The 25,401-nt window shown below is 71.0% G+C and carries 21 protein-coding genes and 1 tRNA gene; 7 read left to right on the top strand and 15 right to left on the bottom strand.

The features are described 5' to 3' along the window. Window positions 1-233 precede the first annotated feature (233 nt). The gene (locus ACFO3J_RS19930; protein ID WP_386430809.1) at window positions 234-1,907 is read right to left on the bottom strand and encodes an FAD-binding dehydrogenase; all 1,674 of its coding nucleotides are present in this window, start codon (window positions 1,905-1,907) and stop codon (window positions 234-236) included. Between the two features lie 384 nt (window positions 1,908-2,291). Here ACFO3J_RS19930 and ACFO3J_RS19925 point away from each other — a divergent pair, with 384 nt between their 5' ends. Continuing rightward, the gene (locus ACFO3J_RS19925) at window positions 2,292-6,032 is read left to right on the top strand and encodes a S41 family peptidase (protein WP_386430808.1); all 3,741 of its coding nucleotides are present in this window, start codon (window positions 2,292-2,294) and stop codon (window positions 6,030-6,032) included. 121 nt (window positions 6,033-6,153) lie between these two features. Here the strand turns inward: ACFO3J_RS19925 and ACFO3J_RS19920 are convergent, their stop codons facing one another. The 4 genes from ACFO3J_RS19920 to ACFO3J_RS19905 form a co-directional block, all read right to left on the bottom strand. Continuing rightward, on the bottom strand, window positions 6,154-6,372 hold the full coding sequence (locus tag ACFO3J_RS19920; RefSeq protein ID WP_386430807.1) for a hypothetical protein: 219 nt from the start codon (window positions 6,370-6,372) through the stop codon (window positions 6,154-6,156). Between the two features lie 104 nt (window positions 6,373-6,476). Then, window positions 6,477-7,385, bottom strand: a complete 909-nt coding sequence (locus ACFO3J_RS19915) for an SDR family oxidoreductase (RefSeq protein ID WP_386430806.1) — start codon at window positions 7,383-7,385, stop codon at window positions 6,477-6,479. Beyond that, complete coding sequence (locus ACFO3J_RS19910) at window positions 7,382-8,365, bottom strand: alpha/beta fold hydrolase (protein ID WP_386430805.1); 984 nt, start codon at window positions 8,363-8,365, stop codon at window positions 7,382-7,384. The genes ACFO3J_RS19915 and ACFO3J_RS19910 overlap by 4 nt, the downstream gene beginning before the upstream one ends. Next, complete coding sequence (locus tag ACFO3J_RS19905) at window positions 8,362-9,867, bottom strand: flavin-containing monooxygenase (RefSeq protein ID WP_386430804.1); 1,506 nt, start codon at window positions 9,865-9,867, stop codon at window positions 8,362-8,364. The genes ACFO3J_RS19910 and ACFO3J_RS19905 overlap by 4 nt, the downstream gene beginning before the upstream one ends. A 480-nt stretch (window positions 9,868-10,347) precedes the next feature. Between ACFO3J_RS19905 and ACFO3J_RS19900 the strand changes: the two genes are divergently transcribed. From ACFO3J_RS19900 to ACFO3J_RS19880, 5 genes are all read left to right on the top strand, one after another. Continuing rightward, complete coding sequence (locus ACFO3J_RS19900) at window positions 10,348-11,214, top strand: MerR family transcriptional regulator (RefSeq protein ID WP_386431051.1); 867 nt, start codon at window positions 10,348-10,350, stop codon at window positions 11,212-11,214. 96 nt (window positions 11,215-11,310) lie between these two features. Then, complete coding sequence (locus ACFO3J_RS19895; RefSeq protein ID WP_386430803.1) at window positions 11,311-11,577, top strand: DUF2630 family protein; 267 nt, start codon at window positions 11,311-11,313, stop codon at window positions 11,575-11,577. Window positions 11,578-11,630: 53 nt separating this feature from the next. Continuing rightward, window positions 11,631-11,936 carry a GNAT family N-acetyltransferase gene (locus tag ACFO3J_RS19890; RefSeq protein WP_386431049.1) on the top strand — a complete coding sequence of 102 codons (306 nt, stop codon included), beginning with the start codon at window positions 11,631-11,633 and terminating at the stop codon, window positions 11,934-11,936. A 127-nt stretch (window positions 11,937-12,063) separates the two neighbouring features. Then, entirely contained in the window at window positions 12,064-13,590 is a 1,527-nt protein-coding gene (locus ACFO3J_RS19885) for an AlkA N-terminal domain-containing protein (RefSeq protein ID WP_386430802.1), read from the top strand. Further along, window positions 13,587-14,096 (top strand): methylated-DNA--[protein]-cysteine S-methyltransferase, encoded by a 510-nt coding sequence (locus ACFO3J_RS19880; RefSeq protein ID WP_386430801.1) that lies wholly within the window; start codon window positions 13,587-13,589, stop codon window positions 14,094-14,096. The genes ACFO3J_RS19885 and ACFO3J_RS19880 overlap by 4 nt, the downstream gene beginning before the upstream one ends. 53 nt (window positions 14,097-14,149) lie before the next feature. Here the strand turns inward: ACFO3J_RS19880 and ACFO3J_RS19875 are convergent, their stop codons facing one another. From ACFO3J_RS19875 to galU, 10 genes are all read right to left on the bottom strand, one after another. Continuing rightward, entirely contained in the window at window positions 14,150-16,816 is a 2,667-nt protein-coding gene (locus ACFO3J_RS19875) for a YfhO family protein (protein WP_386430800.1), read from the bottom strand. Window positions 16,817-17,045: 229 nt separating this feature from the next. Further along, on the bottom strand, window positions 17,046-17,642 hold the full coding sequence (locus ACFO3J_RS19870) for a TetR/AcrR family transcriptional regulator (protein WP_386430799.1): 597 nt from the start codon (window positions 17,640-17,642) through the stop codon (window positions 17,046-17,048). Between the two features lie 229 nt (window positions 17,643-17,871). Further along, window positions 17,872-18,504, bottom strand: a complete 633-nt coding sequence (locus ACFO3J_RS19865; protein ID WP_386430798.1) for a GTP cyclohydrolase II — start codon at window positions 18,502-18,504, stop codon at window positions 17,872-17,874. An 810-nt stretch (window positions 18,505-19,314) separates the two neighbouring features. Continuing rightward, a tRNA-Ala gene (locus ACFO3J_RS19860) sits at window positions 19,315-19,388 on the bottom strand. A gap of 88 nt (window positions 19,389-19,476) precedes the next feature. Further along, window positions 19,477-20,532 (bottom strand): divisome protein SepX/GlpR, encoded by a 1,056-nt coding sequence (gene sepX, locus ACFO3J_RS19855; RefSeq protein ID WP_386430797.1) that lies wholly within the window; start codon window positions 20,530-20,532, stop codon window positions 19,477-19,479. Window positions 20,533-20,649: 117 nt separating this feature from the next. Beyond that, window positions 20,650-21,270: a GNAT family N-acetyltransferase gene (locus ACFO3J_RS19850; RefSeq protein ID WP_386431047.1), complete on the bottom strand. Its 621-nt coding sequence runs from the start codon at window positions 21,268-21,270 to the stop codon at window positions 20,650-20,652. Beyond that, entirely contained in the window at window positions 21,267-21,890 is a 624-nt protein-coding gene (locus tag ACFO3J_RS19845) for a MogA/MoaB family molybdenum cofactor biosynthesis protein (protein ID WP_386431045.1), read from the bottom strand. Before ACFO3J_RS19845 ends, ACFO3J_RS19850 begins: the two co-directional genes overlap by 4 nt. Next, window positions 21,875-22,357: a cyclic pyranopterin monophosphate synthase MoaC gene (moaC, locus tag ACFO3J_RS19840; RefSeq protein WP_386430796.1), complete on the bottom strand. Its 483-nt coding sequence runs from the start codon at window positions 22,355-22,357 to the stop codon at window positions 21,875-21,877. Before moaC ends, ACFO3J_RS19845 begins: the two co-directional genes overlap by 16 nt. An 89-nt stretch (window positions 22,358-22,446) precedes the next feature. After that, the gene (glp, locus tag ACFO3J_RS19835; protein ID WP_386430795.1) at window positions 22,447-23,769 is read right to left on the bottom strand and encodes a molybdotransferase-like divisome protein Glp; all 1,323 of its coding nucleotides are present in this window, start codon (window positions 23,767-23,769) and stop codon (window positions 22,447-22,449) included. Then, window positions 23,766-24,674: a UTP--glucose-1-phosphate uridylyltransferase GalU gene (galU, locus tag ACFO3J_RS19830; protein WP_386430794.1), complete on the bottom strand. Its 909-nt coding sequence runs from the start codon at window positions 24,672-24,674 to the stop codon at window positions 23,766-23,768. The genes glp and galU overlap by 4 nt, the downstream gene beginning before the upstream one ends. Before the next feature lie 81 nt (window positions 24,675-24,755). Between galU and ACFO3J_RS19825 the strand changes: the two genes are divergently transcribed. Next, entirely contained in the window at window positions 24,756-25,349 is a 594-nt protein-coding gene (locus ACFO3J_RS19825; RefSeq protein WP_386431043.1) for a 5-formyltetrahydrofolate cyclo-ligase, read from the top strand. Window positions 25,350-25,401 lie beyond the last annotated feature (52 nt).

Below are 25,401 nucleotides of genomic sequence, written 5' to 3'. Positions count from 1 at the left end.
CCCCGGCCGGCGGCGCCGGTTGAGCTCCGATGGCGCCGGACGTGGTCGTGGGAGGTGGTGCGATGGTTCACGGGCGGGTTACACACTCTTAATGTGGGAGCGCTCCCATAGTGGGCAGGCGTCCAGATCCTGTCAATGCTTGAAGCAGGACAACGGCTGAAGGAGCCACATCCGGTGGGTAGTTGGCGGCCGTTGACGACCCGCCCCCGGCGCCCGGTGCGGCCCCCGCGGGGTCAGGCGGTGGCGCGCGCCGCCGCCCGGCCCGCCGTGCGGCCGGAGAACAGGCAGCCGCCCAGGAACGTGCCTTCGAGGGACCGGTAGCCGTGCATCCCGCCGCCGCCGAAACCGGCCGCCTCCCCGGCCGCGTACAGGCCCGGCAGCGGCTCGCCGCGCGCATCGCCCCGGCCCGGGGCGAGTACGCGCCCGTCGAGGTCGGTCTCCAGCCCGCCCAGCGACTTGCGGGTCAGGACGTGCAGCCGGACCGCGATCAGCGGACCCGCCTTCGGGTCCAGCAGGCGGTGCGGGGACGCGGTACGGACCAGCTTGTCCCCGAGGTAGTTGCGGGCGCCCCGGATCGCGGTGATCTGGAGGTCCTTGCTGTACGCGTTGGCGACCTCCCGGTCGCGCGCCTCGATCTCGCGCCGCAACTCGGCCTCGTCGATGAGCCCTTCACCCGTTACCGCGTTCATTCCCTTGACGAGCGCGCCGAGTTCGCGCTCGACCACGAAGTCCACGCCGTGCTCCTTGAACGCCTCGACCGGCCCGGGGGCGCCCGGCAGCGCCCGCTTCAGCACCTCGCGGACGCTCCTGCCGGTGAGATCGGGGTTCTGCTCGGAGCCCGACAGCGCGAACTCCTTCTCGATGATCCTCTGGGTGAGGACGAACCATGTGTACTCGTGGCCGGTGCGCATGATGTGTTCGAGGGTGCCGAGCGTGTCGAAGCCCGGGAAGTAGGGCACCGGCAGCCGGCGGCCCGTCGCGTCCAGCCAGAGCGAGGACGGACCGGGCAGGATGCGGATGCCGTGGCGGGCCCAGACCGGGTTCCAGTTCTCGATGCCCTCGGTGTAGTGCCACATCCGGTCGCCGTTGATCCCGGAGGCGCCGGCCGACTCGGCTATGCCCAGCATCAGGCCGTCCACATGCGCGGGGACGCCCGACAGCAGCCGGGCCGGCGGCGTGCCAAGGCGCGGCGGCCAGGCGGCGCGCACCAGCTCGTGGTTGCCGCCGATGCCTCCGCTGGTGACGATCACCGCCTGCGCCCTGAGGGCGAACTCCCCCGCCGTCTCCCGGGAACTGGCCTGCCCGCGCTCGATACCGGAGGGCACCAGCACCTCACCGCTCACTCCGTCGATCGCGCCGGCCGTCTTCGTCAGCCCGGTCACCCGGTGCCGGAAGCGCAGCTCGACCCGGCCCGCCGCGACCGCGTCCCGGACCCGCCGTGCGAACGGGGCGACGACGCCGGGACCGGTCCCCCAGGTGATGTGGAAGCGCGGCACGCTGTTGCCCGGACCTGTCGCCAGCAGGCCGCCGCGCTCCGCCCAGCCGACCACGGGGAAGAGCTTCACGTCCCGCTCGCGCAGCCAGGCCCGCTTCTCGCCGGCGGCGAAGTGGACGTAAGCCTCGGCCCAGCGGCGCGGCCAGTGGTCCTCGGGGCGGTCGAAGCCGGCGGTGCCCAGCCAGTCCTGGAGGGCCAGTTCCGTACTGTCCTTGATCCGCATCCGGCGCTGCTCGGGCGAGTCCACCAGGAACAGTCCGCCGAACGACCAGAACGCCTGCCCGCCGAGCGAGACCTCCGGCTCCTGGTCGACCAGGATCACCTTCCGCCCGGCCTCGGCCAGCTCGGCGGTGGCGACCAGCCCGGCCAGTCCCGCGCCCACCACCACGACGTCCGCGTCCTGCGCTGCCATCGGCTCGCCCCTCCCGGTGCCTGCCTACCCGTCGGTAGCACGTTAGCGGAGCGGGCGCGGCGGGTCAGGGGGTTCGTCGGGGTGGGTTCTGCGGTTCTTCGGGTGGGCGGGCTTTCAGGTGGGCGGGCTTTCAGGTGGGCGGGCTTTCAGGTGGGCCGGTTTTCGGGTGGGCCGGTTTTCGGGTGGGCCGGTTTTCGGGTGGGCGGTCGGGGCGCGGGGCACGGCCGGGGGGTCGGGCGGCGGGGAGCCCCGGCCGGGGCGCGGCCGGGAGTGAGGGTCGGGGACATCAGCGGCGGGGCGCACGGGCAGCGGACCGGTGCGCCGCGGGGGCGCAAAGGCGGGCAAAAGTTGCTGTGCGGGCGGGTGGCCCGAACCATGGGGGAGATGAGCGATGCCGCGTATCTCCGGTTCCCGCACCTGCACGGCGACCTGCTCTGCTTCGCCGCCGAGGACGACATCTGGGTGGCCCCGCTCGGGGCGCCCGGCGGGTCACCCGGACGGGCCTGGCGGGTGACGGCGGACCGTACCCGGGTGGGGATGCCGCGCTTCTCACCCGACGGTACGACCATCGCATTCACCACCTGGCGCAGCCTGGACCCCGAGGTGTACCTCGTTCCGGTGGACGGCGGCACCCCGCGCCGCCTCACCTACTGGGGCAGCTCCGACACCCGGGTGTGTTCGTGGTCGCCGGACGGTGATGTGCTGGCCGTATCGTCACACGGTCAACCGTTCGCATATCACACCTGGGCGCACAGCGTGCCCCGGCACACCGAGTGCGGGCCCGGCGGGCCCCTCCCCTGGGGTCCCGTCTCCGACATCGCCGTGCACGACTGCGACGACGGCGAACGCCGCACCCTGCTGCTCACCGGCACCCCGCCGCACGAACCGCACGCCTGGAAGCGCTACCGGGGCGGCGCCACCGGCCGGCTGTGGCTGCACGGCGAGCGCCTGGTCCCCGATCTGGCCGGCCATCTCGCCTCCCCGATGTTCGTCGCCGACCGGATCGCCTTCCTCTCCGACCACGAGGGCGTCGGCAACCTCTACTCCTGCCTCCACGACGGCACGGACCTGCGGCGGCACACCGACCACGCCGACTTCTACGCCCGCAGCGCCGCCACCGACGGCCGGCGGGTGGTCTACCAGTGCGCGGGCGAACTGTGGCTGGTCGAGAGCCTGGCGCCGGACGCCCGTCCACGCCGCCTGGACCTCCGGCTCGGCGGTCCCCGCAGCGGCCGCCGCCCCTACCAGGTGCCCGCCGCCGCGAACCTGGACAGCCTGGCCATCGACCGCACCGGCCGGGCGAGCGCGGTATGCGTCCGCGGCAGCCTCTACTGGCTCACCCACCGCGACGGCCCCGCCCGCACCATCTCCGACGTACCCGGCTCCCGGGTGCGGCTGCCGGTGATGCTGGGCGACACGGGCCTGGTCGCCTACGTCACGGACGCGGGCGGCGAGGACGGGATAGAGCTGGCGCAACTGCCGGGGCGGGCGTCCCGGGCACTGACCCGCGAGCCGGCCTCACTCGACGAGGTGACGGCCGACCTGGCCACGACTCCGGCCGGTGTGGGGGCGTCCTCCCGGGACGCCGCGCGCACCGGCTCACGTAACGGCTCGCGTACCGGCTCCACCCGGTGGGGCGACGGGCAGCAGGAGGACACCGGCAACGGCACGCCTCCCACCGCCGACTCCCCCGCCCTGCTCGCCGTCGGCCGCCTTGGCCGGGTGCAGGAACTGGTCTCCTCCCCCGACGGGGCCACCCTCGCCGTGGCCTCGAACGACGGCCGCCTGCTGCTCGTCACCACCGGTGCGGGTGACGGGTCGGCATCGGAAGGATCGTCGTACGAAAGCTTGTCGGACAACGGGGCGTCCTCCAACGGATCGTCGTACAGCAGCTCTTCGTACGACCGGTCGTCGTACAACGGGTCGTCGAACGGGTCCTCCGACAACGGGTCTTCCGGCAGTGGGTCGTCCGGCAGTGGGTCGTCCGACCGGAACCCGGCGGAAGGTACGGCCGGGGGCGACGGCGGCAGCAGCGCGGATGGCGACGCCCGACGTGGCAGTGACCGGGCCGGTGAGGCGACGGCGACGACACCGGCCGCCGGTCCTACCAGCGGATCATCGCCCGACGAGGTGGTGGAACTGATCCGTTCCACCAACGGCCCGGTCCGCGACCTGGCCTTCTCCCCCGACTCGGCCTGGCTCACCTGGTCGCACCCGGGCGTCGGCCGCTCGCTGCGCTCCATCAAGATCGCCCGACTCGCCGACCATACGATCATCGACGTCACCAACGGCCGCTTTGAGGATGAACAGCCTGTCTTCACCCGCGACGGCTGCTATCTCGCGTTCCTGTCCTGGCGCGGCTTCGATCCGGTGTACGACGTTCACACCGGCGACTTGTCGTTCCCGCTGGGTTCGCGCCCCTACCTCGTACCGCTGAACTCCGCGACGGCCTCCCCCTTCGCGCTCCGTGTGGAAGGCAGCCCGGTCGGTACCGGCCTGGACCCGATCGAGAGCGGCGGCGACGGCCCGGTGGTCGTGGAGGCGGAAGGACTGCCCGACCGGGTCACGCCCTTCCCCGTCCCCGCGTCGAAGTACTCGTCGCTGGAACCGGTGCAGGGCGGCCTGGTCTGGCTGCGCTGGCCGATCTCCGGCGCCCTCGGCGAGACCTTCGTCAACCCGAGCGACCCGTCCTCCCGCCCCACCCTGGAGTTCTTCAGCCTCGCCAAGTCCAAGCGGACCGAACTCGTTCGCCATATGGACTGGTTCGCCGTCAGCGGCGACGGCCGGCGGCTGGCCGTCTTCGACGAGGGCGAACTCGGCGTGATCCCCGCCACCGAGCGCGGCGACGACGACTCCACCGTCTATGTCGACATGCGCCGCATCCTGCACGAGGTCGAGCCGGCCGCCGAGTGGCGCCAGTCCTACGCCGAGGCCGGCCGCCTGATCCGCGACTACTTCTGGGCGCCCGACATGTGCGGCGTGGACTGGCCCGCCATCCTCGACCAGTACCGGCCGCTGGTCGAACACGTGGCCACCCCCGACGAGTTCGCCGACCTGCTGCGCGAAGTCCTGGGCGAGCTCGGCACCTCGCACGCCTATGTCCAGCCCGCCCGCCGCAACGAGGGCCCGCCCCACTACCAGCGCCCCATCGGCCTGCTCGGCGCGGACTTCCAGCACCACAAGGACGGCACGTGGACGGTCGCGCGCATCCTGCCCGGCGAATCCTCGGACTCCAAGGCCCGCTCGCCGCTGGCCGGCACGGGCATCCGCGAGGGCGCGGTCCTCACCCACGTCGACGGCCGGCCGGTCGACCCGCACACGGGCCCGTACCCGCTGCTGGCCGGAGCGGGCGGCACCACCGTCGAGCTGACCTTCATCCCGCCGGACGGCCGCGGCCCGGCCCGCCGGGTGGCCGTCGTCCCGCTGGTGAACGAGCGCACCCTGCGGTATCAGCACTGGGTCTCGCGCCGCCGCGCCGTCGTGCGCCAGCTCAGCGGCGGGCGCTGCGGCTATCTGCACATCCCGGACCTGGGCGGCTCCGGCTGGGCGCAGTTCAACCGCGACCTGCGCAAGGAGGTCGCCTACGAGGCCCTGCTCGTCGACGTCCGCGGCAACGCCGGCGGCAACATCAGCGAGCTGGTCATCGAAAAGCTCACCCGCACGGTCCTCGGCTGGGACCTCACCCGCAACGCGCAGCCGGTCTCCTACGCCGGCAGCGCCCCGCGCGGCCCCATCGTCGCCATCGCCGACGAAGCCACCTCCTCCGACGGCGACATGATCACCGCCGCCTTCCAACTCCTCGACATCGGGCCGGTGGTGGGCCAGCGCACCTGGGGAGGCGTGGTCGGCATCACCGGCCGCCACCGCCTCGGCGACAGGACCGTCATCACCGTCCCGATGAACGCCGCCTGGTTCGAGGCCTACGGGTGGTCCGTCGAGAACCACGGAGTCGCCCCGGACATCGAGAGCCTGCGGACCCCTCTGGACTGGGCCGAGGGCCGTCAGGGCCAACTCGAAGTGGCGGTCCGCACGGCCCTGTCCCTGCTGGACGACCATCCCGCCGCCGTTCCCCCCGACCTCTCCGACCGCCCCAACCGGGCCCGCCCCCAACTCCCCCCGCGCTGAGGGCCTCAGCCGCGCGGTACGAAGAAGGGGCACCCCAGCTGGGGTGCCCCTTCCCGGGTCACGGTGTTCGCCCGGCATCCGCGTCAACGACACATCACAGCGGCGACCGTTCAGGACGGCGTCAGACCAGGTCGCCCTGCTCGTCCGACTCGGCGCCCATCCGCTCGCGCGGGTCGTCCTGGACCCCGGTACGACGCTGCTGCCCGTCCTGCCGCTGCCCGCGCTCCATCTGCCCGGGGTTGTCCACGCCGGCCGCCTTGTTGCGCCTGTTGCCGGCCGGAGTCCTGCGCTTGTCGGCGGACTCGTCGGCCTGGTCCTTGAACTGGTCGAAAGCACCCATGGTGACTCCTCCTGGAGTTTCTTTGGGGGGTTGGGGCCTCGACAAGATTTACATGATGGGATGACCCTCGCATCTTGGGAGAATAACCCCAGGTCAGCGAGTGATTACTGTGACTGTGTGTGATGGTCGGACGATCTGGCCGTCTCATCGGCGGCCCCTCCGCTGCCCACCAGACCCCGTCGCACTCCCGCACGCCGGGCCAGCGCCGGTTGCGCGCGGCGCATTTCGCGCTGGCCCAGCGCCCCGCCGATGACGGACGGCAGAAGGCCGCGCACCGGCTGCATTCCGCGCAGCCACCACTGCGCGTACACATGAGGTGATCGTCTTACGATGCCGGCCGCAATCCGCTCCACGGCCGGCCCCAGCGGATAGGTCCGGCCGGCGGGCCCAGGCAACTTGGCGCGCATCTCGCGCAGCGCCTCGTCCTCGTCCGCGCCACGCACCATGTCCGTGTCGGTCCAGCTGAGATAGCCGACGCCGACTTTGACGCCCAGATAGCCGACTTCGGCGCGCAGGCTGTGCGCGAACGCCTCCACCCCCGACTTGCTGGCGCAATAGGCGGCCATCATGGGCGAGGGGGTGAGCGCGGCGAGCGATGCGATCTGCAGAAGATAGCCCCGCGAGGCGATCAGCGCGGGCAGAAAGGCCCGGGCGGTGGCGATACTGCCCAGCAGGTTGACCTGTATCACCCGGTCGAAGGCGTCGGGGTCGGAGTCGAGGAACGGACCTCCCATGGCGACACCGGCGTTGGCGACCACCACGTCGACCCGCCCGAAGTGCGCGACGACCTCCTCGGCGACCGCCGCCATCCTCACCCGATCGGTGACGTCCGCGGTCCAGTGGGCGGCGTCCCGGCCAAGTGCCTCGGCCACGTTCTTCAGCTCATCGGGTTCGAGTCCCACCAAAGCCAGGCGGGCGCCCCGCGCGGCCAGTTCGCCGGCCAGCGCGGCGCCCACCCCCCGGGCCGCGCCGGTGACCACCACGACCTGGCCGTCCAAAGATGATCCACTCATGCGTTTGTCTCCTCCGCGGCGGTCGTGGGCGCGTGCACGGACGCGGCTCGCACCGGACCGCCCGTAGCCTCCTCCGACAAACCGGCCGTCAGATGAGCAGCGACCAGTTCCCGTATCACCCGCTCGACAGCCGGCGGGTCTTCTATGGGTGTCATATGACCCAGACCCGGGAGTTCGGTGAGCCCGGCGGGTCGCGGCAGCGCGGCGGCCATCCCGCGCGCGTGCACCCGGGGGGTGAGCTTGTCGGCGGTGCCGACCAGGATCGCGGTCGGCGCGGTGACCTCCGCCAGCTCCGCGTCCAGGTCGAGCACGGCGAGCACCTGCCCCCACGCCGAACGGTGCCGCGCCCGGCAGGCATGCACGATCCGCGCGGTGAAGTCGACCTGCTCGGGCGTCGCGTCCGGGTTCAGCACCCCGTACTTCAGCGCCGCCTTCGACAGCGGCGTCACCCGTCCGAGTGGCATGCGCGAAATGAGCAACTGCCGGTGAAAGAACCGCCGCAGCCACCGCGAACTCACCCGTGGGGGCAGTACTTCGGTGGACCTCAGCAGCCGGCTGCTGCCGGTGCTGGCGAGCAGGACGGCGGCCGTACGCTCGCGCACGGCGCGCCGTCCGGACGCCGCCATGATCGTCATACCGCCCATCGAGTGCCCGGCCAATACCGCACGTTCGCCTTTCGGGACGACCGCCTCCAGTACGGCTTGCAGATCATCGGCCAGGACCCTGGTCCCGTAACCCCTGGGGTCGACCGGCGCGGCGCTGCGACCGTGCCCGCGCTGGTCGTAGGCGACAACCCGGTGATCATCCGCCAACAGCCGCACGACCGGCGCCCAGAAAAGGGTCGAGCAGGTCCAGCCGTGCGACAGGATGACGGTGGGACCATCGGCCGGTCCGTACTCCTCGACATGGATCCGGGTCCCGTCAGCGGAGACCGCGGTCAGTTCACGACGGGCCGGCACCGCCTCGTACGGCTGACTCATGACATCGCCTCCACGGCGGGCGCGGCAGCGTCGACCGGCGCCAGCACCTCGTACTCCGACAAATCCAACTGCCGCGTCGCCCGGCGGAACTCCGCGGTGGTGCCCGGCCAGGCCGTCGTGTTCCGCCCGCTGGCGTCCAGATACCAGCTCCGGCAGCCGCCGGTGTTCCAGACGGTCCGGGCGGCCCGCCGCTGAATCTCCATGTTCCACGCCTTCACCGCGGCCGGCTTGGCGTCGAGCGCCGCGCCACCCGAACGCAACAGCGTACGCAGATAATCAGCGACGTAGTTGAGTGATGATTCGATCATCAGGATCATCGAGCTGTTCCCGAGGCCGGTGTTGGGTCCGACGATGAACAGGAAATTGGGAAACCCGTCGACCGTGCAACCGCGCAGCGCCGCCATGCCGTTCTTCCAGTGCTCGCTGAGCGTGTGTCCGTCCGCACCGATGACCCGATCACCGATCGGCATATCTGTCACATGAAAGCCGGTTCCGAAGATGATCGCATCGACTTCCCGCTCGCTGCCGTCCGCCGTCACCACCGACGACCCCCGCACCTCCACCAGTCCGGACGTGATGACCTCGGTGTTCGGCCGGGCGAGCGCCGGATAATAGTCGTTGGACAGCAGGATGCGCTTGCAGCCGATCGTGTAGTCGGGAGTGAGCCGGGCCCGCAGCGCCGGGTCCTTCACCGACCGCCGCAGATGGCCGCGGGCGATCCCCTCCGCCGCCTTCATCAGCTTCGGCCGCTTCACGAAGGCGCCGACCTGGAACTCCCGGATCAGCCACAACAGCCCGCGCCGCACCTTCGCCGACCCCGGCACCGCGCCGTGCAGCCGCCGCTCGACCGCGCCGATCGGCCGGTCCATCCGCGGCATCACCCAGGGCGGGGTCCGCTGGATGACGATCAGCCGCCCGACCTCCGGCTGGATCGCCGGCACGATCTGGATCGCCGAGGCACCCGTGCCGACCATCGCCACCCGTTTGCCCGCCAGGTCGTAGTCGTGCTCCCAGCGCGAGGAGTGGAAGACCCGCCCCGGGAAGTCCTCGATCCCCGGGATGTCCGGGATCTTCGGGTCGGACAGCGCCCCCGTTGCCGAGACCACCACATCGGCGGTCAACTCGCCGGCGGCCGTCACCAGGTGCCAGCGCTGGGCATCTCCGTCCCAGCGGGCCTGCCGCACCTCCGCGCCGAACCGCAGATGCGGCCGCAGCCCAAAGGTGTCAGTCACCCTTTCGAGGTAGGCGCGTATGTGTTCCTGCCCGGAGAAGGTGCGCGGCCAGTCGGGCTCGGGGGCGAAGGAGAACGAGTAGAGGTGGGAGGGGACGTCGCAGGCGCAGCCCGGGTAGCTGTTGTCGCGCCAGGTGCCGCCCACCGCGTCCGCCCGCTCCAGGATCACGAAGTCGGTGACGCCTTCCCTCCGGAGCCGCACCCCGGCCCCCAGCCCGCCGAAGCCGGATCCGATCACCGCCACCCGCACGTGTTCGAGGTCGCCGTGCATGGCACCGCCCTTCGTTGCGTCCCTGCGTCCGTGTGACCTGTTGCTTCCACCGCGTCCGGACCATCCGCTCATCGGATCAGCCATCGGCCCGAGCCAGCCGTCCGTCCGATCAACCGCGCCAGTAATCACTGGCGCAGTCATACAGGAGGACTGTAGGCCGCGAGGGTTACCGGCGGTAGAGGGGCGACCGAAGTTATTACCGTTCAGTAGGAGCAACTCGGCGCAACCTGCTCGCCCGACCAGCCGATGAGCCGATGAGCCGACCGACCGATCAGCCGACCGGGAGCGCGTGCGACGAAGAGGAACCGTTTCCGCACCCCATAGGCTGGTCAGGTGGACGACAACGGCACGGACGCACGGGCCGACGGCAGCGGCGGCAACCCCGCCGCCATCCCCACCGCCACGTCGGATCAGTCGGACAATCGGCCCACAGAAGCCCTCGCCGATCACCCCCGCACCGCCGCACCGCGCGAATACCGCGTGCAAGAGCTCGCCGAAGTCGCCGGCATCCCGGTCCGCACCCTCCGCTTCTACCGCGAGCGCCGCCTGCTGCCACCCCCGCGCCGGGCCGGTCGTATCGCCTGGTATTCCGAGGATCACCTCGCCCGACTGCGCACCATCGCGGCCTTGCTGGAGCGCGGCCACACCCTGGGCGGCATCGCCGAACTCATCGGGGCCTGGGAGACCGGCCGTACCCTCGACGGCGTGGCCGAGCTCCTCGGCCTGGAGGGCGCCCTCGCCACCCCCTGGTCCGACGAGACCCCGGTAAGGCTCACGCCCCAGGAGCTCGCCACTTACTTCGGCGCGCACGTCAGCCCGGACAACCTCGCCGCCGCCCTGAAGATCGGCTATATCGCGGTCGACGGTGAGAACGTCGTGCACATCAGCCGCCGCCTGCTGGACGCCTCGGCCGCCCTGGTGCGCGAGGGGGTCCCGCTGGCCGCCGTGCTGGCGGCCGGCCGCGACGTACGCGACCACGTGGACGCGCTCGCGGAGCTGTTCACGCAGGTCATCAAGGAGCACGTACTCGGCCCGCTGGACCGTATGCCGCCCGGGGAGGCCCACCGCATCTCCGAGTCGCTGCAGAGGCTGCGCCCGCTGGCCAAGAACATCGTCGACGCCGAGATGTCGCTGGCGATGGACCGCCGGGTGCGGGCCGAGATCGCCACCTGGATGCGCGAGCGCGCGCAGCCGACCGGGACCGATGCCCCCGAGGGCGCGGTCGGAAGCCGCGAGCCGGGCGCCGGACACGGCGTGTCGCGCCGCGACGACGGCCTCGGACCCGGCGAGAAGGAGGACAAGAGGGACGAGGCGGCCAGCGGCGAGCGCGGCGACGCCCAGGAATAGCCCCCACCCCGCGCATTCCACCGCCCGACCTGCAAGAGTGGGAGGGGGCGGCACCACGACAGCGCAACGCCGTCCTTCATCGACCCGGAGGTTCCCGTGCAAGAGCCCAACGACGCCGGCGCCGAACACGCCATCCTCGGCCGGATCAGCAAGATGGTCGCCGACGAGAAGATTCTGCGGGACCTGCTGACCGACGGTGGTATAGACGGTGAGACCGAGAAGGAGCGCCTGGCCGCCATCGAACGCGAACTCGATCAGTGCTGGGACCTGCTGCGTCAGCGTCGCGCCCTGACCGAGGCGGGCGAGGACCCGGGCAGCGCCCGCGTACGCCCCGCGTCGACCGTCGAGAACTACCGCTCGTGAGCGGGGACGGAGGCCAGGGCGCTCCCGAGGCCCCCGGCAGCACCCGCAGCACGATCGGCGAGGTCACCGTCACCGACGCCCCGCAGGAGCAGCGCTACGAAGGCACGATCGGCGACCACCTCGCCGGATTCGCCGCCTATCTGCGCACTCCCGAGGTGATCGCCTTCATCCACACCGAGGTGGAGGACGCCTACGAAGGCCACGGCGTCGGCTCCAGCCTCGCCCGCGGCGCCCTGGACGACGCCCGCGCCCAGGGCCTGCGCGTGGTCGCGGTCTGCCCGTTCTTCACGGGCTGGATCGAGCGGCACCCCGACTATCAGGACCTCACCTACGAGCCCACCAGCCGGGTGAAGGACTAGACGACACGTAGGAGACAAGGTCGCGCGGGAGGGCGCGAGTGGCCGTCGGCGCGCCAAGCCTTCACCCCGCACCTCCATGTCGGATTTCCGCTAGCACACCCCCCTGACGACGCGCGATGCTGGTGGGGTGCCTACGGACTTCGACGCCTGCGTCCGCGCCGTCCAGTCGAAGGACGCCCGTTTCGACGGGTGGTTCTTCACGGCGGTGCTGACCACCCGCATCTACTGCCGCCCCAGCTGCCCGGTCGTGCCGCCGAAGGCCGAGAACATGACCTTCTACCCCAGCGCCGCGGCGGCCCAGCAGGCCGGCTTTCGCGCCTGCAAGCGCTGTCGCCCGGACGCGAGCCCCGGCTCACCGCAATGGAACGAACGCGCCGACCTGGTGGCCCGCGCCATGCGGCTGATCGCCGACGGCGTGGTGGACCGCGACGGCGTTCCGGGCCTGGCCACCCGCCTCGGCTACAGCGAGCGCCAGATCGAGCGCCAGCTGCTGGCCGAACTCGGCGCGGGGCCGCTCGCGCTCGCCCGCTCGCAGCGCGCGCAGACCGCCCGGCTGCTGATCGAGACCACCACGATGCCCATGGGCGATGTCGCCTTCGCGGCCGGCTTCGCCAGCATCCGCACCTTCAACGACACCGTGCGCGCGGTATTCGCGCTGTCCCCGGGCGAGTTGCGCGCCCGCCTCGCCAAGGGCCGCCCCTCCGCCACCGCCGGCATGATCGCGCTGCGGCTGCCGTTCCGCCGACCGCTCACGCCTGACAACCTGTTCGGCCACCTCGCCGCCACCGCGGTCCCGGGGGTGGAGGAATGGCGAGCCGGCGCGTACCGCCGCACGCTGCGGCTGCCGAACGGCCCCGGCATCGTGGCTCTGCGGCCCCAACCCAAGCACATCGCCTGCCAGTTGTGGCTCACCGACTGGCGAGACCTGGCGCAGGCGATCAGCCGCTGCCGCCGGATGCTGGACCTGGACGCGGACCCGTCGGCCATCGACGCCTCGCTGTCGGCCGACCCGCTGCTGGCGCCGCTGGTCGCCAAGGCGCCGGGACGGCGGGTGCCGCGGGTCACGGACGGCCCGGAATTCGCGGTTCGGGCCGTGCTCGGCCAGCAGATCTCCGTCGCCGCGGCCCGCACGCACGCCGCCCGGCTGGTGGCCGCCTACGGCGAACCGATCGCGGACCCGGCGGGCGGCCTCACCCACTTGTTCCCCTCGCCCGCCGCCCTCGCCGACCACGACCCGGCCGAGTTGGCGATGCCGCAGACCCGCAAGGCGACCCTGTCCGCGCTCCTACGGGCCCTGGTGGACGACGAGTTGGACCTCGATGTCGGCAGCGACTGGCAGCGCGCCCGGGCTCGGCTCTCCGCCCTGCCCGGTTTCGGCCCATGGACGGTGGAGACGATCGCGATGCGCGCGCTCGGCGACCCGGACGCCTTCCTGGCCACCGATCTCGGAGTACGGTACGCCGCCCGCGATCTCGGCCTCCCCACCACGCCCGCCGCGCTGCTCCGGCACTCCGCCGCCTGGCAGCCGTGGCGCGCCTACGCCACGCAGTACCTGTGGGCGACGAGCGACCATCCGATCAACATCCTGCCGCCGTCCGGGCCGGAAGCTCCCCCGGCGGCCAAATCCCCTACGAAGAAAGGTGCTTCCCGATGACGACGACCGTCCAGACATCACTGGACAGTCCCTGCGGCCCCCTCACCCTCGTGGCCAGGGACGGCGCCCTCGCCGGCCTCTACATGACCGACCACCGCCACCGCCCGGACCTGGAGACCTTCGGGCCGTATGTCGCACCCGGCGAACTCCCGCTGTTCGCCGACGTGTCGGAACAACTGGCGGCCTACTTCGCCGGCGACCGCACCACCTTCGACCTCCGACTCACCTTCGCCGGGACGCCGTTCCAGCAGCGCGTCTGGTCGGCGCTGTCGGACATCCCCTACGGCGAGACCGTCTCGTACGGCGAACTCGCCCAGATCCTCGGGCAGCCCGGCGCGTCGCGTGCGGTCGGCCTGGCCAACGGCAAGAACCCGATCAGCATCATCGTGCCGTGCCACCGGGTGATCGGGGCGAACGGCAGTCTGACGGGTTACGGCGGCGGCCTCCACCGGAAGGAATGGCTGCTGGGCTTCGAACGGGGAAGCACACAGCCCACGTTGGTGTGAGCGGGCTCACAGGAGGGGCGCCGACCCGGCTGCCCGCTCGGTGCCGGCCGGAGTCAGGGCGTGGCCGGCACCGCCGTCTCGGCTCGTGGCCGGTCCGGCAGGCTCCCGCCGTCCGCGCCCCGCCGCCTTCGCCACCAGCCGTAGCCGGCCAGCGCGCCCACTCCCAGCAACGACGCGCCGCCCACCGCCTCGCCGATCCTCAGCCCGGGCGGAGTGAAGGAGCAGGAGACGCTGTTCGTACGTCCGTCCAGCGGCACCGCGAGCAGTCCGAGGTACGACGACGCCGGGCGCGACGTACCGCCGTCCGTCGAGCAGCTCCAGCCGGCGATGTCCGGCGCGGCCACCACCGCGTAGCCCCGTGCGCCGGAGGGGAGTTGGGCCCGTATGCCGTCGGAGGTGACATCCACCCGGGTGGCGGCGGTCGCGGCGAGGCGCTGCTCGGCCGCCGTCAGACGTGCCTGGTCGAGGCAGCCGACACCGTCCCTCTCAAGGATGCCGGGGCCCAGCGCGGGGCGCAGCGCCAGGGTGAAGTTCCCACCGCCCGGGGTGACCCCGACCCGCTGAACGGGCGCGCGGTGACCGCTCGTACGGCCGGAGTACGCGACGGGCGCACCTCCCGGGGCCTGTACGGACCCGGTGAAGTCCGGTGCCCAGACGTACAGTTGGCTCCCCGCAGGGCAGGACGAGGCCAGCTGGTAGGTGCGCCGCGGGCCGCCCTGGACGCGGTAGCGGCCGTCCGCCCCGGGACGCACCGCGTGCCCGTCGCCGTCGGTCAGCCGTACGGGCCGGCCGGTGGTGTAGACGCGGCTGCCGAGCAGCAACTCCTCGTTCCGGTACGGCGATCTGCCGTATCCGGCGGTCGGCGCCGTCGCGCGTACGGTCACCAGCGGCGGCACCGCCTGCCGGGTGACGGGCGGCGGCGCGGACTGCGGGGGTCCGCCGTGGTGCGGGTCGACGGGTGAGTGCACCCGGGCGCCGACGGAGAAGATCACGTCGGTGACGGGGTTGTCGAAGCTCTGCGGAGAGCGGCCGTGCGAGGTCCAACCGCCGCCCAGCGCTTCGAGGGTGCTCACCCACACGGCCGAGGTGAGGCTGCTGTAGTACTGCGCACCCTGGCCGCCGACCGCCAACGGGTCGTTGCCGACGGTCTGTTCGCGCCCGGGATCGGTGCGGTAGCGCGGCCACGCGTCGGAGGTCGCGATCGCCTCACGCTGGAGGTTCTGCCGGGTCCCCCACGTCGCGTAGTCGTCCATCAGACCGGGCCGTTTGTGGTCGATCCAGGCGTTGCCCACCGCGGACTGCCCCAACTGGGTTGCCAGCAGCACCCCGACGGCCAGCATCGCGGGCGCGCTGCCCCGTACCGAGACGATCCCCTTGTCGGCCAGCCGCCGCAGCAGAAGCAGTGAACCGACCGCGGCGACCAGGCCCACCGCGAGCAGCGGATACGTCGCCGGGCTGGTCAGACCATGATCCGCGTCAACCGCCACCAACGCGGTCATCAGTCCCATCAGCCCGGCCCCGTAGGCCAGTTGGCGCGGCCCTGGCAGCCGGTGGGCGACCGAGTGCCAGGCGGCGATCACCATGATCCCGCTGAGCACGAAGGTCTGCCGGTACGGACTTCCGTTCGGCGTGGTGAAGGCGTGCCACATCAGGTGCGTCGGCCGCCAGTCGAAGGACGCGGCGACCACGACCACCAGCACCGGCCACACGATCCGGGTCCGGCGCGGCACCGCGGGATGGAACGGCAGCACGAAGGCGAGCAGCAGCGCGGCGGTGTCCACGTAAGTGGAGGGCGTGGAGAAGCCGTACGTCCCCGGGAGCAGCCGCATCAGCAGGTCGGAGACGGGCATCTGCCGGAAGCCGACCGGCGAGATGGGGGAGGCGAGTTTCGTGCCCTTGACGATGGTGAGCAGCACGGGCGCGGTCAGACCCACGCCCAGGAGTGTGGTGAGGGCGGCGCGGCCGAAAGTGAGCGCGGCGTGGCGGCCCGGGGTGAGCGGGCGCCTGCCGGACGGCGATGTCGATGCCGACGCAAGTGCCGGCGTCGGCGCGGGTGTCGGTTCGGTGAGCAGGCGGGCTGCGAGGAAGAGTGCGGCACCGATGGTCACCATGTACGCGGTGTAGAAGTTCGCGGCCCAGGCCAGAGCGACCACGAGCACGCCGGCGATCGGACGCCGCCCGGTCCGCGCCCACTCCCCGACCATGCACAGCAGCGGGAAGGCGATCAGTCCGTCGAGCCACATCGGGTCGTAGGACGCCAGCATCAGCGTCCAGCCGCACAGCGCGTACGACGCGCCGAGCATCCCGGCCGCCCACCGCGGGCCCGGGCGCAGCATGAGCAGCAGCACCGCCATCGCCGCTGCCGCCGACCCCAGCTTGAGCACGCTGATGACGTAGACGGCCAGGTCGATCCGGTCCCGGGGGAACAGCGCGACCAGCGGCGCGAACGGGCTCGCCAGATAGGTGCCGAAATCCGGCAGGAAGCTGCTGCCGTAACCGGACTGCCAGTTCAGCAGCCAGCCGCCGTCCGCCTTGCCGTGCAGCAGATCCCAGAAGTGGGCGTGGAAGGGGATGTACTGGTTGCCGAGGTCGCTCACATCACGGGTCCGCGGTCCGAACGGATACTGCCGCGCCGCCGCGTCACCGGCACAGAACGCGACCATCGTCAGGCTCGCGGCGATCAGCGCCGCCCGCAGCCGGCCGATGTGCTCGGATGTCATCGAGTCTCCCGTCACGGATGAGCCGCCTCACTGTCACCGGAGGTTAGGCCGTCCCGTACGACGGAATGATGTATGACGACCATTTGTGAGGTGAACGTGACGTCCCCGCCCGGTAGTTGACCTGGACCGGAGACAACCTTTACATACTCTCAACGCCGCAGGTGACGCGGTCCTCCACCGGTCGCCCCCATGGCAATGTCGGCTCATACGATCCGACTGGCTTACCGGCCTATGACAGACCCAGCGCCGGGACGACCACGGCGTCGATGAAGCGGTGGCTGTACTCCGGATCGGGGTCGATGCCCTCGATGATCGGACGCGCCAGCGCACCGCCGAAGAGCATGTGCGGGAGAAACCCTCGGGCCGGGCTGTCGGCGGCCAGCTCGCCCCGGTCCACGGCGCGCTGCACCAGATCCCGGAAACTGGCCAGTTCCGGCTCGATGAGCAGCTCGCGCAGTGCCCGGAACAAGTCCTCGTTCTGGAACGCGGCGTGGGCGAGCCCTCGCATCAGCTCCTGGTCCCGCTTGACCTCGCCCTCGTCATGACACCTGACGAGTTCGTGCAGATCGCCGGGCAGCGACCCGGTGTCGATGTCGGCGGGCGACACCGGCTTGAGATGACGCAGCGCGGTGGCGACGAGTTCGGGCTTGCCCTTCCACTGGCGGTAGAGGGTGGCCTTGCTGGCACGGGTCCGGGCCGCGACGGCGTCCATCGTCAAGGCCTCGTAGCCGACCTCGCGCAGCAGCCCGACGACGGCCTCGTAGAGTTCGCGCTCACGCTCGGGCGTCAGGCGGCTACGGCGCGCGGCGTTTGCCTCCGGCGACATGTCCTGCCCTCCTACCTGCGGCGATCAAGCGCCCCGGGCGCCTATTGGCACCTGCGAGCGCTGCTCCGTTCGCCGGCCGCGTACAGCCGCCGACGCCCGGTCGAAACGGTGTCGTACACCTGAAGGGTAGACGGCCCGCGATCGAAACGCCACCGTTTCGATCGTGGGTCGCATCACCCCCGCACCGCCATGAAGCGATGCCGACCCACCCATAAGCCGCAACACGGACTCAGGCGGGAAGCGCCAGCGTGTGCCCGGTGTGCTCGACCTTCGCCCGCAGGTAATGGACATTGGACGGCGATACGTGAACACCGGTCGGAACGCGCTCCACCACGGTCGTCCCCAGCGCCACAAGCTGCCGCGCTTTGTCGGGGTTGTTGCTCAGCAGCCGGATCCGGTCGACCCCGAGCGCGGTGAGCATCTGGGCGGCAGCGGCGTAGTCCCGCTCGTCCTCGCCGCGGCCGAGCGCACGATTCGCCTCAAAGGTGTCCAGGCCCCGGTCCTGCAGCGCGTAGGCGTCGAGCTTGGCGTAAAGGCCGATGCCGCGACCCTCCTGCCGCAGATACAGCAGATAGCCACCGGCCTCGGCGATACGTTCCACCGCCTCGCGCAGCTGCGGCCCGCAGTCGCACCGCTCGGAGCCGAACACATCACCCGTCAGGCACTCCGAATGCGGCCGCACCAGCGGCACCCGCGCCGTCGCGTACTCCCCCAGCCCGAGCGCCAGGTGCTCCTTCCCGTCCGCCAGGTCGGTGAAGGTGAACACATCGGCCGTCGTCGCCCACCCGTCCGGGAAGCGGAGGGGAACGCGAACTTTGGTGCGGACCTGGGCGGTTGGCAGCAGATGGGTGTCAGCGGACATGGACGGCTCCTCGTAAGATCTTGAAACCTCAAGCTCTCCCGACCATCCGATTATTTCCATCGCCTTCAGTTGTGACGCGCCTCACATCGCGCACACCAATCGATAACCAGCGAGAGTCGAGATCAATCGGCAACCGGTTGCACTGTCTGTGGCCATGGGAATTTCGTCTCCGTCAGCGCCACCATTTTCCATACGAGCTGATATCCGCATTCGCTATCATCAGCGGAGAGCAGCCGGGCATGTTGCGATAATCGCGGCAGCGTAATACCTGATGTGAGCATAAGGATAGGGACGGATTGTCAGACCTCTGTCACGTCCGCGTCCAGGATCGGTGGGATCCGGGAGCGACATGCTCGGATCGCGGCGCACGCGCCGACAGCCGGCGGCCTTCCGCACCCCCGGGGACGGCAGTTGGCAACCCAGGTGCCGCCCCGGAAGGTAGGACACCTCGTGCCGCATCGCCGATGACCGAGCCGCGAGCACAGGGCGGTTGATGACGATGCGCCGCCGAAATGGTCAGGTACGGGCGGCCCGGGTGGCGGGCTACTACTCAACGGGTGCGGTGTGCGGGCCTGCGTGTCCGTCAGCGACCGCGGGCTCCCAACCGGGGCTTTGCGCGCTTCCGACCCAGGAATTGGTGAGCTTCGTTGATTACCTGACGTACCCGACTTCCCGTTCTCCAGAGCGGACAAGGCACAGCACTCCGCCAACGCAAGATCGCCGCCCCCACGATGGGTAACGGCGATCTTCGAAGCACTTGGCCAACCGACTCCAGCCCCTGGATTCAGGTTCGGAGTACGACAGTCAAAGTGGACCTGAGGGGATTCGAACCCCTGACCCCCTCGATGCGAACGAGGTGCGCTACCGGACTGCGCCACAGGCCCTTGTGACGAGGAAAACTCTAGCATCCCCGCGAGGGTGATCGTGAACGCGATATCGCCAGGTCCACGCGGGCCGCTCGGCCCAGCACGATCACTCGTTGGCGGCGCGCGGGCGGTCACCCTCGGCGTACTGGTCGAAGAGGGGGGTGCGTCCGCCGCGCGGGCGGCGTGCGGGGGGCGGCTGCTGGTCACGGTCGCGCTCGCGGGCCGGCCGGGGCTCACGGGGTTCGCGGGAAGTGGCGGGATCGGTCGGCGTCGTCCCGGAGCGGGCGGAACTCCAGGTGTCCGCCGCGCCGAGGTCGCCACCGCCCGGAGTGCGGGGGGCGACCGGGGCCGTGACATAGGTGGGGAGCGGCACCGGTACGGGGTCCCAGCCGTCGTCCCCGGTCTGCTGGGCGCGCTGCTGGTCGACCCACTCGGCGTGGTCGGTCTGCTCGACCAGGGCGCGCCGGTCGGCGGTACGCGGCGAGGGTGTGCGGACGACTGCGGCGGGCGGGGCCGGGGGCGCGGCGGGCCGCTCGGCCTGGGGGGCGGCGGCGGGGGCCTCGGACCGAGCCCTCAAGCGGCGTGCGGCCTCGACCGCGCCCCGCTGGTCGAGCCGTACCTCGTAGCGACGGCGCTCCTGACGGCGCATCTGCCCGATGTAGAAGGTGAGCAGCACGGCGGGGATCGCGGGCACCCAGAGCAGCGCGACACCGCCGACGGCCGCCACGATGGCTCCGATGGTGAAGATGAAGAACAGCATCGTGGTGGTACGGCGCCGGCGCGCCAGCACCTTCGCGCGCGGGCTCCCGGGCGCGGGGACGACCGAGGAACCCGACGCCGACGCGGACGCTGCCGCCGGGCGGGCCGCAGGCCGGCGTACTTCGGTCGCGGGCACAGCGAGGCCCCGGACGTCCACCGGACCCACGGGGTCGGTGTCGTCGTCGCGTTCCTGCTCGTCGGCCGTGGGATCGACGCCCTCACCTCGCGCCTTCGCGACCCGCCGCTCCATCGCCGCCCGCCCGGACAGAAGCCGGATGGCGGTGCTGAAGCGTTCGGTCGGACGCGCTTCGTTGAGCTCGTCCTGCCTACGGAGCCACATCGGCACCAAATAGGCAGCCCAGGCCCCGACGATGACTGCGTAGATGAGGCCGCTACTGCTCACGCCTTACACGGTAGGGGTGATCGCGACACGCCATACGCAATTCGGCCCGGTGTGTCGCGCGATCCGGCTCATATGCCGAGATTTTCTTCGGACTGACGCTAATATCGAACAATTGTTTTATTTCTGCGAGGCGCCGGGCCTTGCCTGCCGCCACCGCTGCAGCAACCCCTCGGGCACTTCCTCGGCGGTCAGCGCGAAGACAAGATGATCACGCCATCCTCCGTCGATATGGAGATACCGCGGACGCAGCCCCTCTTCCCGGAAGCCGAGCTTTTCCGCCACCCGTCGGCTCGGTCCGTTCTCGGGACGAATGCACACCTCGATCCGGTGCAGGCCGACACGGCGGAAGCAGTGATCGACGGCGAGCGCCACCGAGGTGGGCATCACCCCGCGGCCGGCCACCGCCTCGTCGACCCAGTAACCGATGTGCGCCGAGCACATCGAACCCCAGGTGATCCCCGCCACGGTGAGCTGGCCGGCCAGCCGCCCCTGGTACTCGATGACGAACGGCAGCATGCGCCCCGCGTGCGCCTCGCTGCGCAGATGGCGGACCATCTGACGATATGTCGGTCGTTGCGCGATGTGCCCGGGCGGGGCGGGTGGCACGGTGGCCTCCCACGGCCGCAACCATTCACGGTTGCGGCGGTTGACCTCGCGCCAGGCGCGTTGGTCACGCATCCGGATCGGGCGGAGGGTGATGTCACCGTCCACCAACTCAGCCGGCCAGGACCCGTTCAGCTCGGTCTCCCAGTGACAGAACTCGGATGATCATTCTTCCGGTCATGCGATCGGTCCTCGGGCTGCCCACCATGGGGTGATTCGCCCGCTTCCGCGGCCGTACGGTCATCCCGTTCGCTGTTCGGATGATCGCCGCCCCGAATCTGGTCAACCGCATGTACGACCAACGGCGCGAGCACCGCCAGGCCGTCCTTCACCCCACCCGTGGAACCGGGAAGGTTCACCACAAGAGTGCGTCCACCGACCCCTGCTACGCCACGGGACAGCACCGCGGTGGGCACCTTCTCCCGGCCTGCGGCCCGGATCGCCTCCGCGATGCCGGGAACCTCGTAGTCCAGGACCTCGCGGGTGACCTCCGGCGTGCGGTCCGTCGGCGAGATGCCCGTACCACCGGTGGTGACCACCAAGTGGTAGTCGTCCGCCACCGCCTCCCGAAGCACCTGCCCCACCGGCTCACCGTCGGGCACGACCCGGGGGCCGTCGACGGCGAAACCCAGTTCCTCCAGCGCCGCGACGATCAACGGCCCACCGCGGTCCTCGTACACCCCCGCGGCGGCCCGGTTGGAAGCGGTGACGGCGAGCGCCCGCGGCGCGGCGGCGCCGGTCACGGCCGGTACCAGTCGCCGGACTTCCCACCGGTCTTCTCCTCGACGCGCACGTCGGTGATGACAGCGCCCTTGTCGACGGCCTTGACCATGTCCACCAGAGCCAGCGCGGCGACGCTGACAGCGGTCAGCGCCTCCATCTCGACACCCGTACGGTCGGTGGTCTTCACCGTCGCGGTGATCTCGACCGCGTCGTCCGCGACCACAAGGTCGACGGTCACCCCCGACAGGGCCAGCGGGTGGCAGAGCGGAATCAGGTCGGGAGTGCGCTTGGCGCCCATGATGCCGGCGATCCGGGCGGTCGCGAGGGCGTCTCCCTTGGGTACGCCCCCGCTCCGCAGCAGTTCGACGACACGCGGGGCGACGAGGACGCGCCCGGTCGCTCGCGCCGTGCGCGCGGTCACGTCCTTGGCGGAGACGTCGACCATGCGGGCCGCGCCCGCCTCGTCGAGGTGGGTGAGGTGCTGGTGGGCGCTGCTCATCATTCTCCCGGTGCGGTCTCTAGGGCAGCCACCGTACCGGCACCCACCCGGGTTCGGACCGCGGGCCCGCAGGCCGGAAACGCCGTCGCCTAGTCCAGCAGAACCACGTCGACTTCCTGGCCGGCCTCAACCGAAGTGACCGCCTCCGGTACGACAATCAGCGCGTCGGCGTAAGCGAGCGCCTTGACCAGGTGAGAGCCGGCCCCACCCACAGGAGTGACCGTGCCGGTCATACGGTCGTAATGTCCGCGCAGGAACTGACGTCTTCCTTCGGGTGACCTGTCGATCGCCGCGACACACACCGCCTGTACGACTTCCCGATGAACGTCGTCCAGCCCCATGAGGGTGCGGATCACGGGACGTACGAACAACTCGAAGGACACGTACGCGCTCACCGGATTCCCGGGCAGCGCCAGCAGCGGCGTGCGGGCGGGACCGATCCGGCCGAAGCCCTGCGGCTTACCGGGCTGCATGGCCAGCTTGCGGAATTCGACGTGTCCCCCGGCACTCCGCGCATCGCCCCCGAAGGAGTCGCCGAGCGACGACAGCGCCTCCTTGACGACGTCGTACGCGCCCACGCTGACGCCCCCGCTGGTGACGATGACATCGGCGCGGATCAACTGGTCCTCGATGGTGGCCCGCAGCGTCTCGGCCTCGTCGGTGACCGCGCCGACCCGATAGGCGATCGCGCCGGCCGCACGCGCGGCGGCCGTGAGAGCGAAGCTGTTGGAATCGTGGATACGGCCGGGCGCGAGCGGTTCGCCGGGCTGGACGAGTTCACTGCCTGTGGACAACACCACCACCCGGGGCCGCGGCCGTACGGTGACCGTCCCGCGGCCGATCGCCGCGAGCAGGCCGATCTGCGGCGGCCCGAGCACCGTACCGGCGGGCAGCGCCAGTTCCCCGGCCGCGGCGTCGCTTCCCCGGGCTCGGACGAACAGCCGGTCCTTCGCGGGCCGGTGCACCCGCACCTCGCCGGCCGCGCCCGAGGGATCGACGCTGTGCGCGGTCATCCTGGTCGCGGCACCGCCGCCGCTGCCGCCGTCCGTCCACTCGACGGGAACGACGGCCTCGGCGCCGGGCGGGATCGGCGCGCCCGTCATGATCCTGGCGGCCTGGCCGGGACCCACGGTGGGCAGCTTCCCGCCTCCGGCCGCCACGTCGCCGATCACATTGAGCACGGCGGGGTGTTCGGCCGTCGCGACCCGGGTGTCGGCGACCCGAACCGCGTAGCCGTCCATCGAGCTGTTCTCGAACGGGGGCAGGGCGACCGGCACCGTCACGTCCTCGACCAGTACGCATCCCTGGGCGTCGAGCAGCTGCAACTCGATCGGGTCCAGCGGAGCGAGCCTGCCCAGGATGCTTTCCAGATGTTCGGTGACAGACCACAGACGGTCGGCTCCGTGACTCACTCGTGCATCTCCTCGGTGACGTAGTCGCGCAGCCAGGTACGGAAGTCCGGGCCCAGGTCCTCACGCTCGCACGCCAGGCGGACGATCGCCCGCAGATAGTCGCCCCGGTCGCCGGTGTCGTAGCGGCGGCCGGTGAACACCACCCCGTGCACCGGTCCACCCTCGTCGTCCCGCTCGGCCAGCACGCGCAGCGCGTCGGTCAGCTGGATCTCCCCGCCCCGGCCCGGCCCGGTCTTCCGCAGCACCTCGAAGACACCCGGGTCCAGCACATACCTGCCGATCACCGCGAACGACGACGGCGCCGAAGCCGGATCGGGCTTCTCCACCAGACCCGTCACCTTTACCACATCGTCCTCATCCGTAGGCATTATGGCCGCCGACCCGTAGAGGTGAATCTGCTCGCGGCCCACTTCCATCAAGGCGATCACACTGCCCCCGTACTGCTCCTGTACCGCCGTCATACGCGCCAGCAGTGGATCGCGCGGATCGATCAGGTCATCACCCAAAAGCACCGCGAACGGCTGATCCCCGACATGCGGCGCGGCACACAGCACCGCGTGCCCCAGACCCTTCGGCGACCCCTGCCGCACGTAGTGCATCGTCGCCAGGTCACTCGACTCCCGCACCCGTGCCAGTCGCGAGGCGTCACCCTTGCGGGTCAGCGCCTCCTCCAGCTCGTAGTTGCGGTCGAAATGGTCCTCCAGCGGCCGCTTGTTCCGCCCGGTGATCATCAGAACGTCCGACAGTCCTGCCGCTACCGCCTCCTCCACCACATACTGGATGGCCGGCTTGTCCACCACCGGCAGCATCTCCTTCGGCGTCGCCTTCGTCGCCGGCAAGAACCGGGTCCCCAGACCCGCCGCAGGAATGACAGCCTTGGTGATCCCGGTGTGCGTGTGTGTCATGCCGTGCACCATAGCGGGCCCGAATGTGCGGAAGATGAAGAATCGGCTGATTGCGGTTGACAGGTGGCGTTTGTGGATAGTTTGAGCAAGATCCGCGCGGCTAAGGCCGAACTGCGGGCGCGTCTGCTGCGGACGCGGCGCGGCCTGACCTCCGATGAACTCCGGGCGGCGGGCGCGGCGCTGGCGACGAGCGTACGTGAGCTGCCGTCACTGGCCGCTGCCACCACGGTGGCCGCCTATGTGTCGACAGGCACCGAGCCCGATACCCACCCGATGATCGACGCCCTGCGGGAATCCGGCACCCGGGTGCTGCTGCCCGTCCTGCTGCCGGACAACGACCTGGACTGGGCCGAATACGACGGCCGGGCGGCCCTGGAAGCCACCCCACGGGGCCTGCTGGAACCCGCCGGGGCCCATCTCGGTCCGCTCGCCGTGGCCGAAGCACAGGCCGTCCTGCTGCCCGGCCTCGCCGTGGACCGGCAGGGCGTACGGCTGGGTCGCGGCGGAGGCTCGTACGACCGCGTCCTCGCACGCCTCGCGGCGACCGGGACGCACCCGGCACTCGTCGTGGTCCTGTACGCACACGAGGTGGTCGAAACGGTCCCGAAGGAACCGCACGACCACCTCGTGGATGCCGCGATGACTCCGAATGGCGTACAGCACTTCATCAGGTGACCGCGGCCCGGTACCAGGGCGCACGACCTGATACGCCCTGACCGCCGGCGGT

It is taken from the genome of Streptomyces polygonati (assembly GCF_042650325.1).
GTDB lineage: Bacteria > Actinomycetota > Actinomycetes > Streptomycetales > Streptomycetaceae > Actinacidiphila > Actinacidiphila polygonati.
This window is presented reverse-complemented; position numbering and strand designations above follow the sequence as displayed.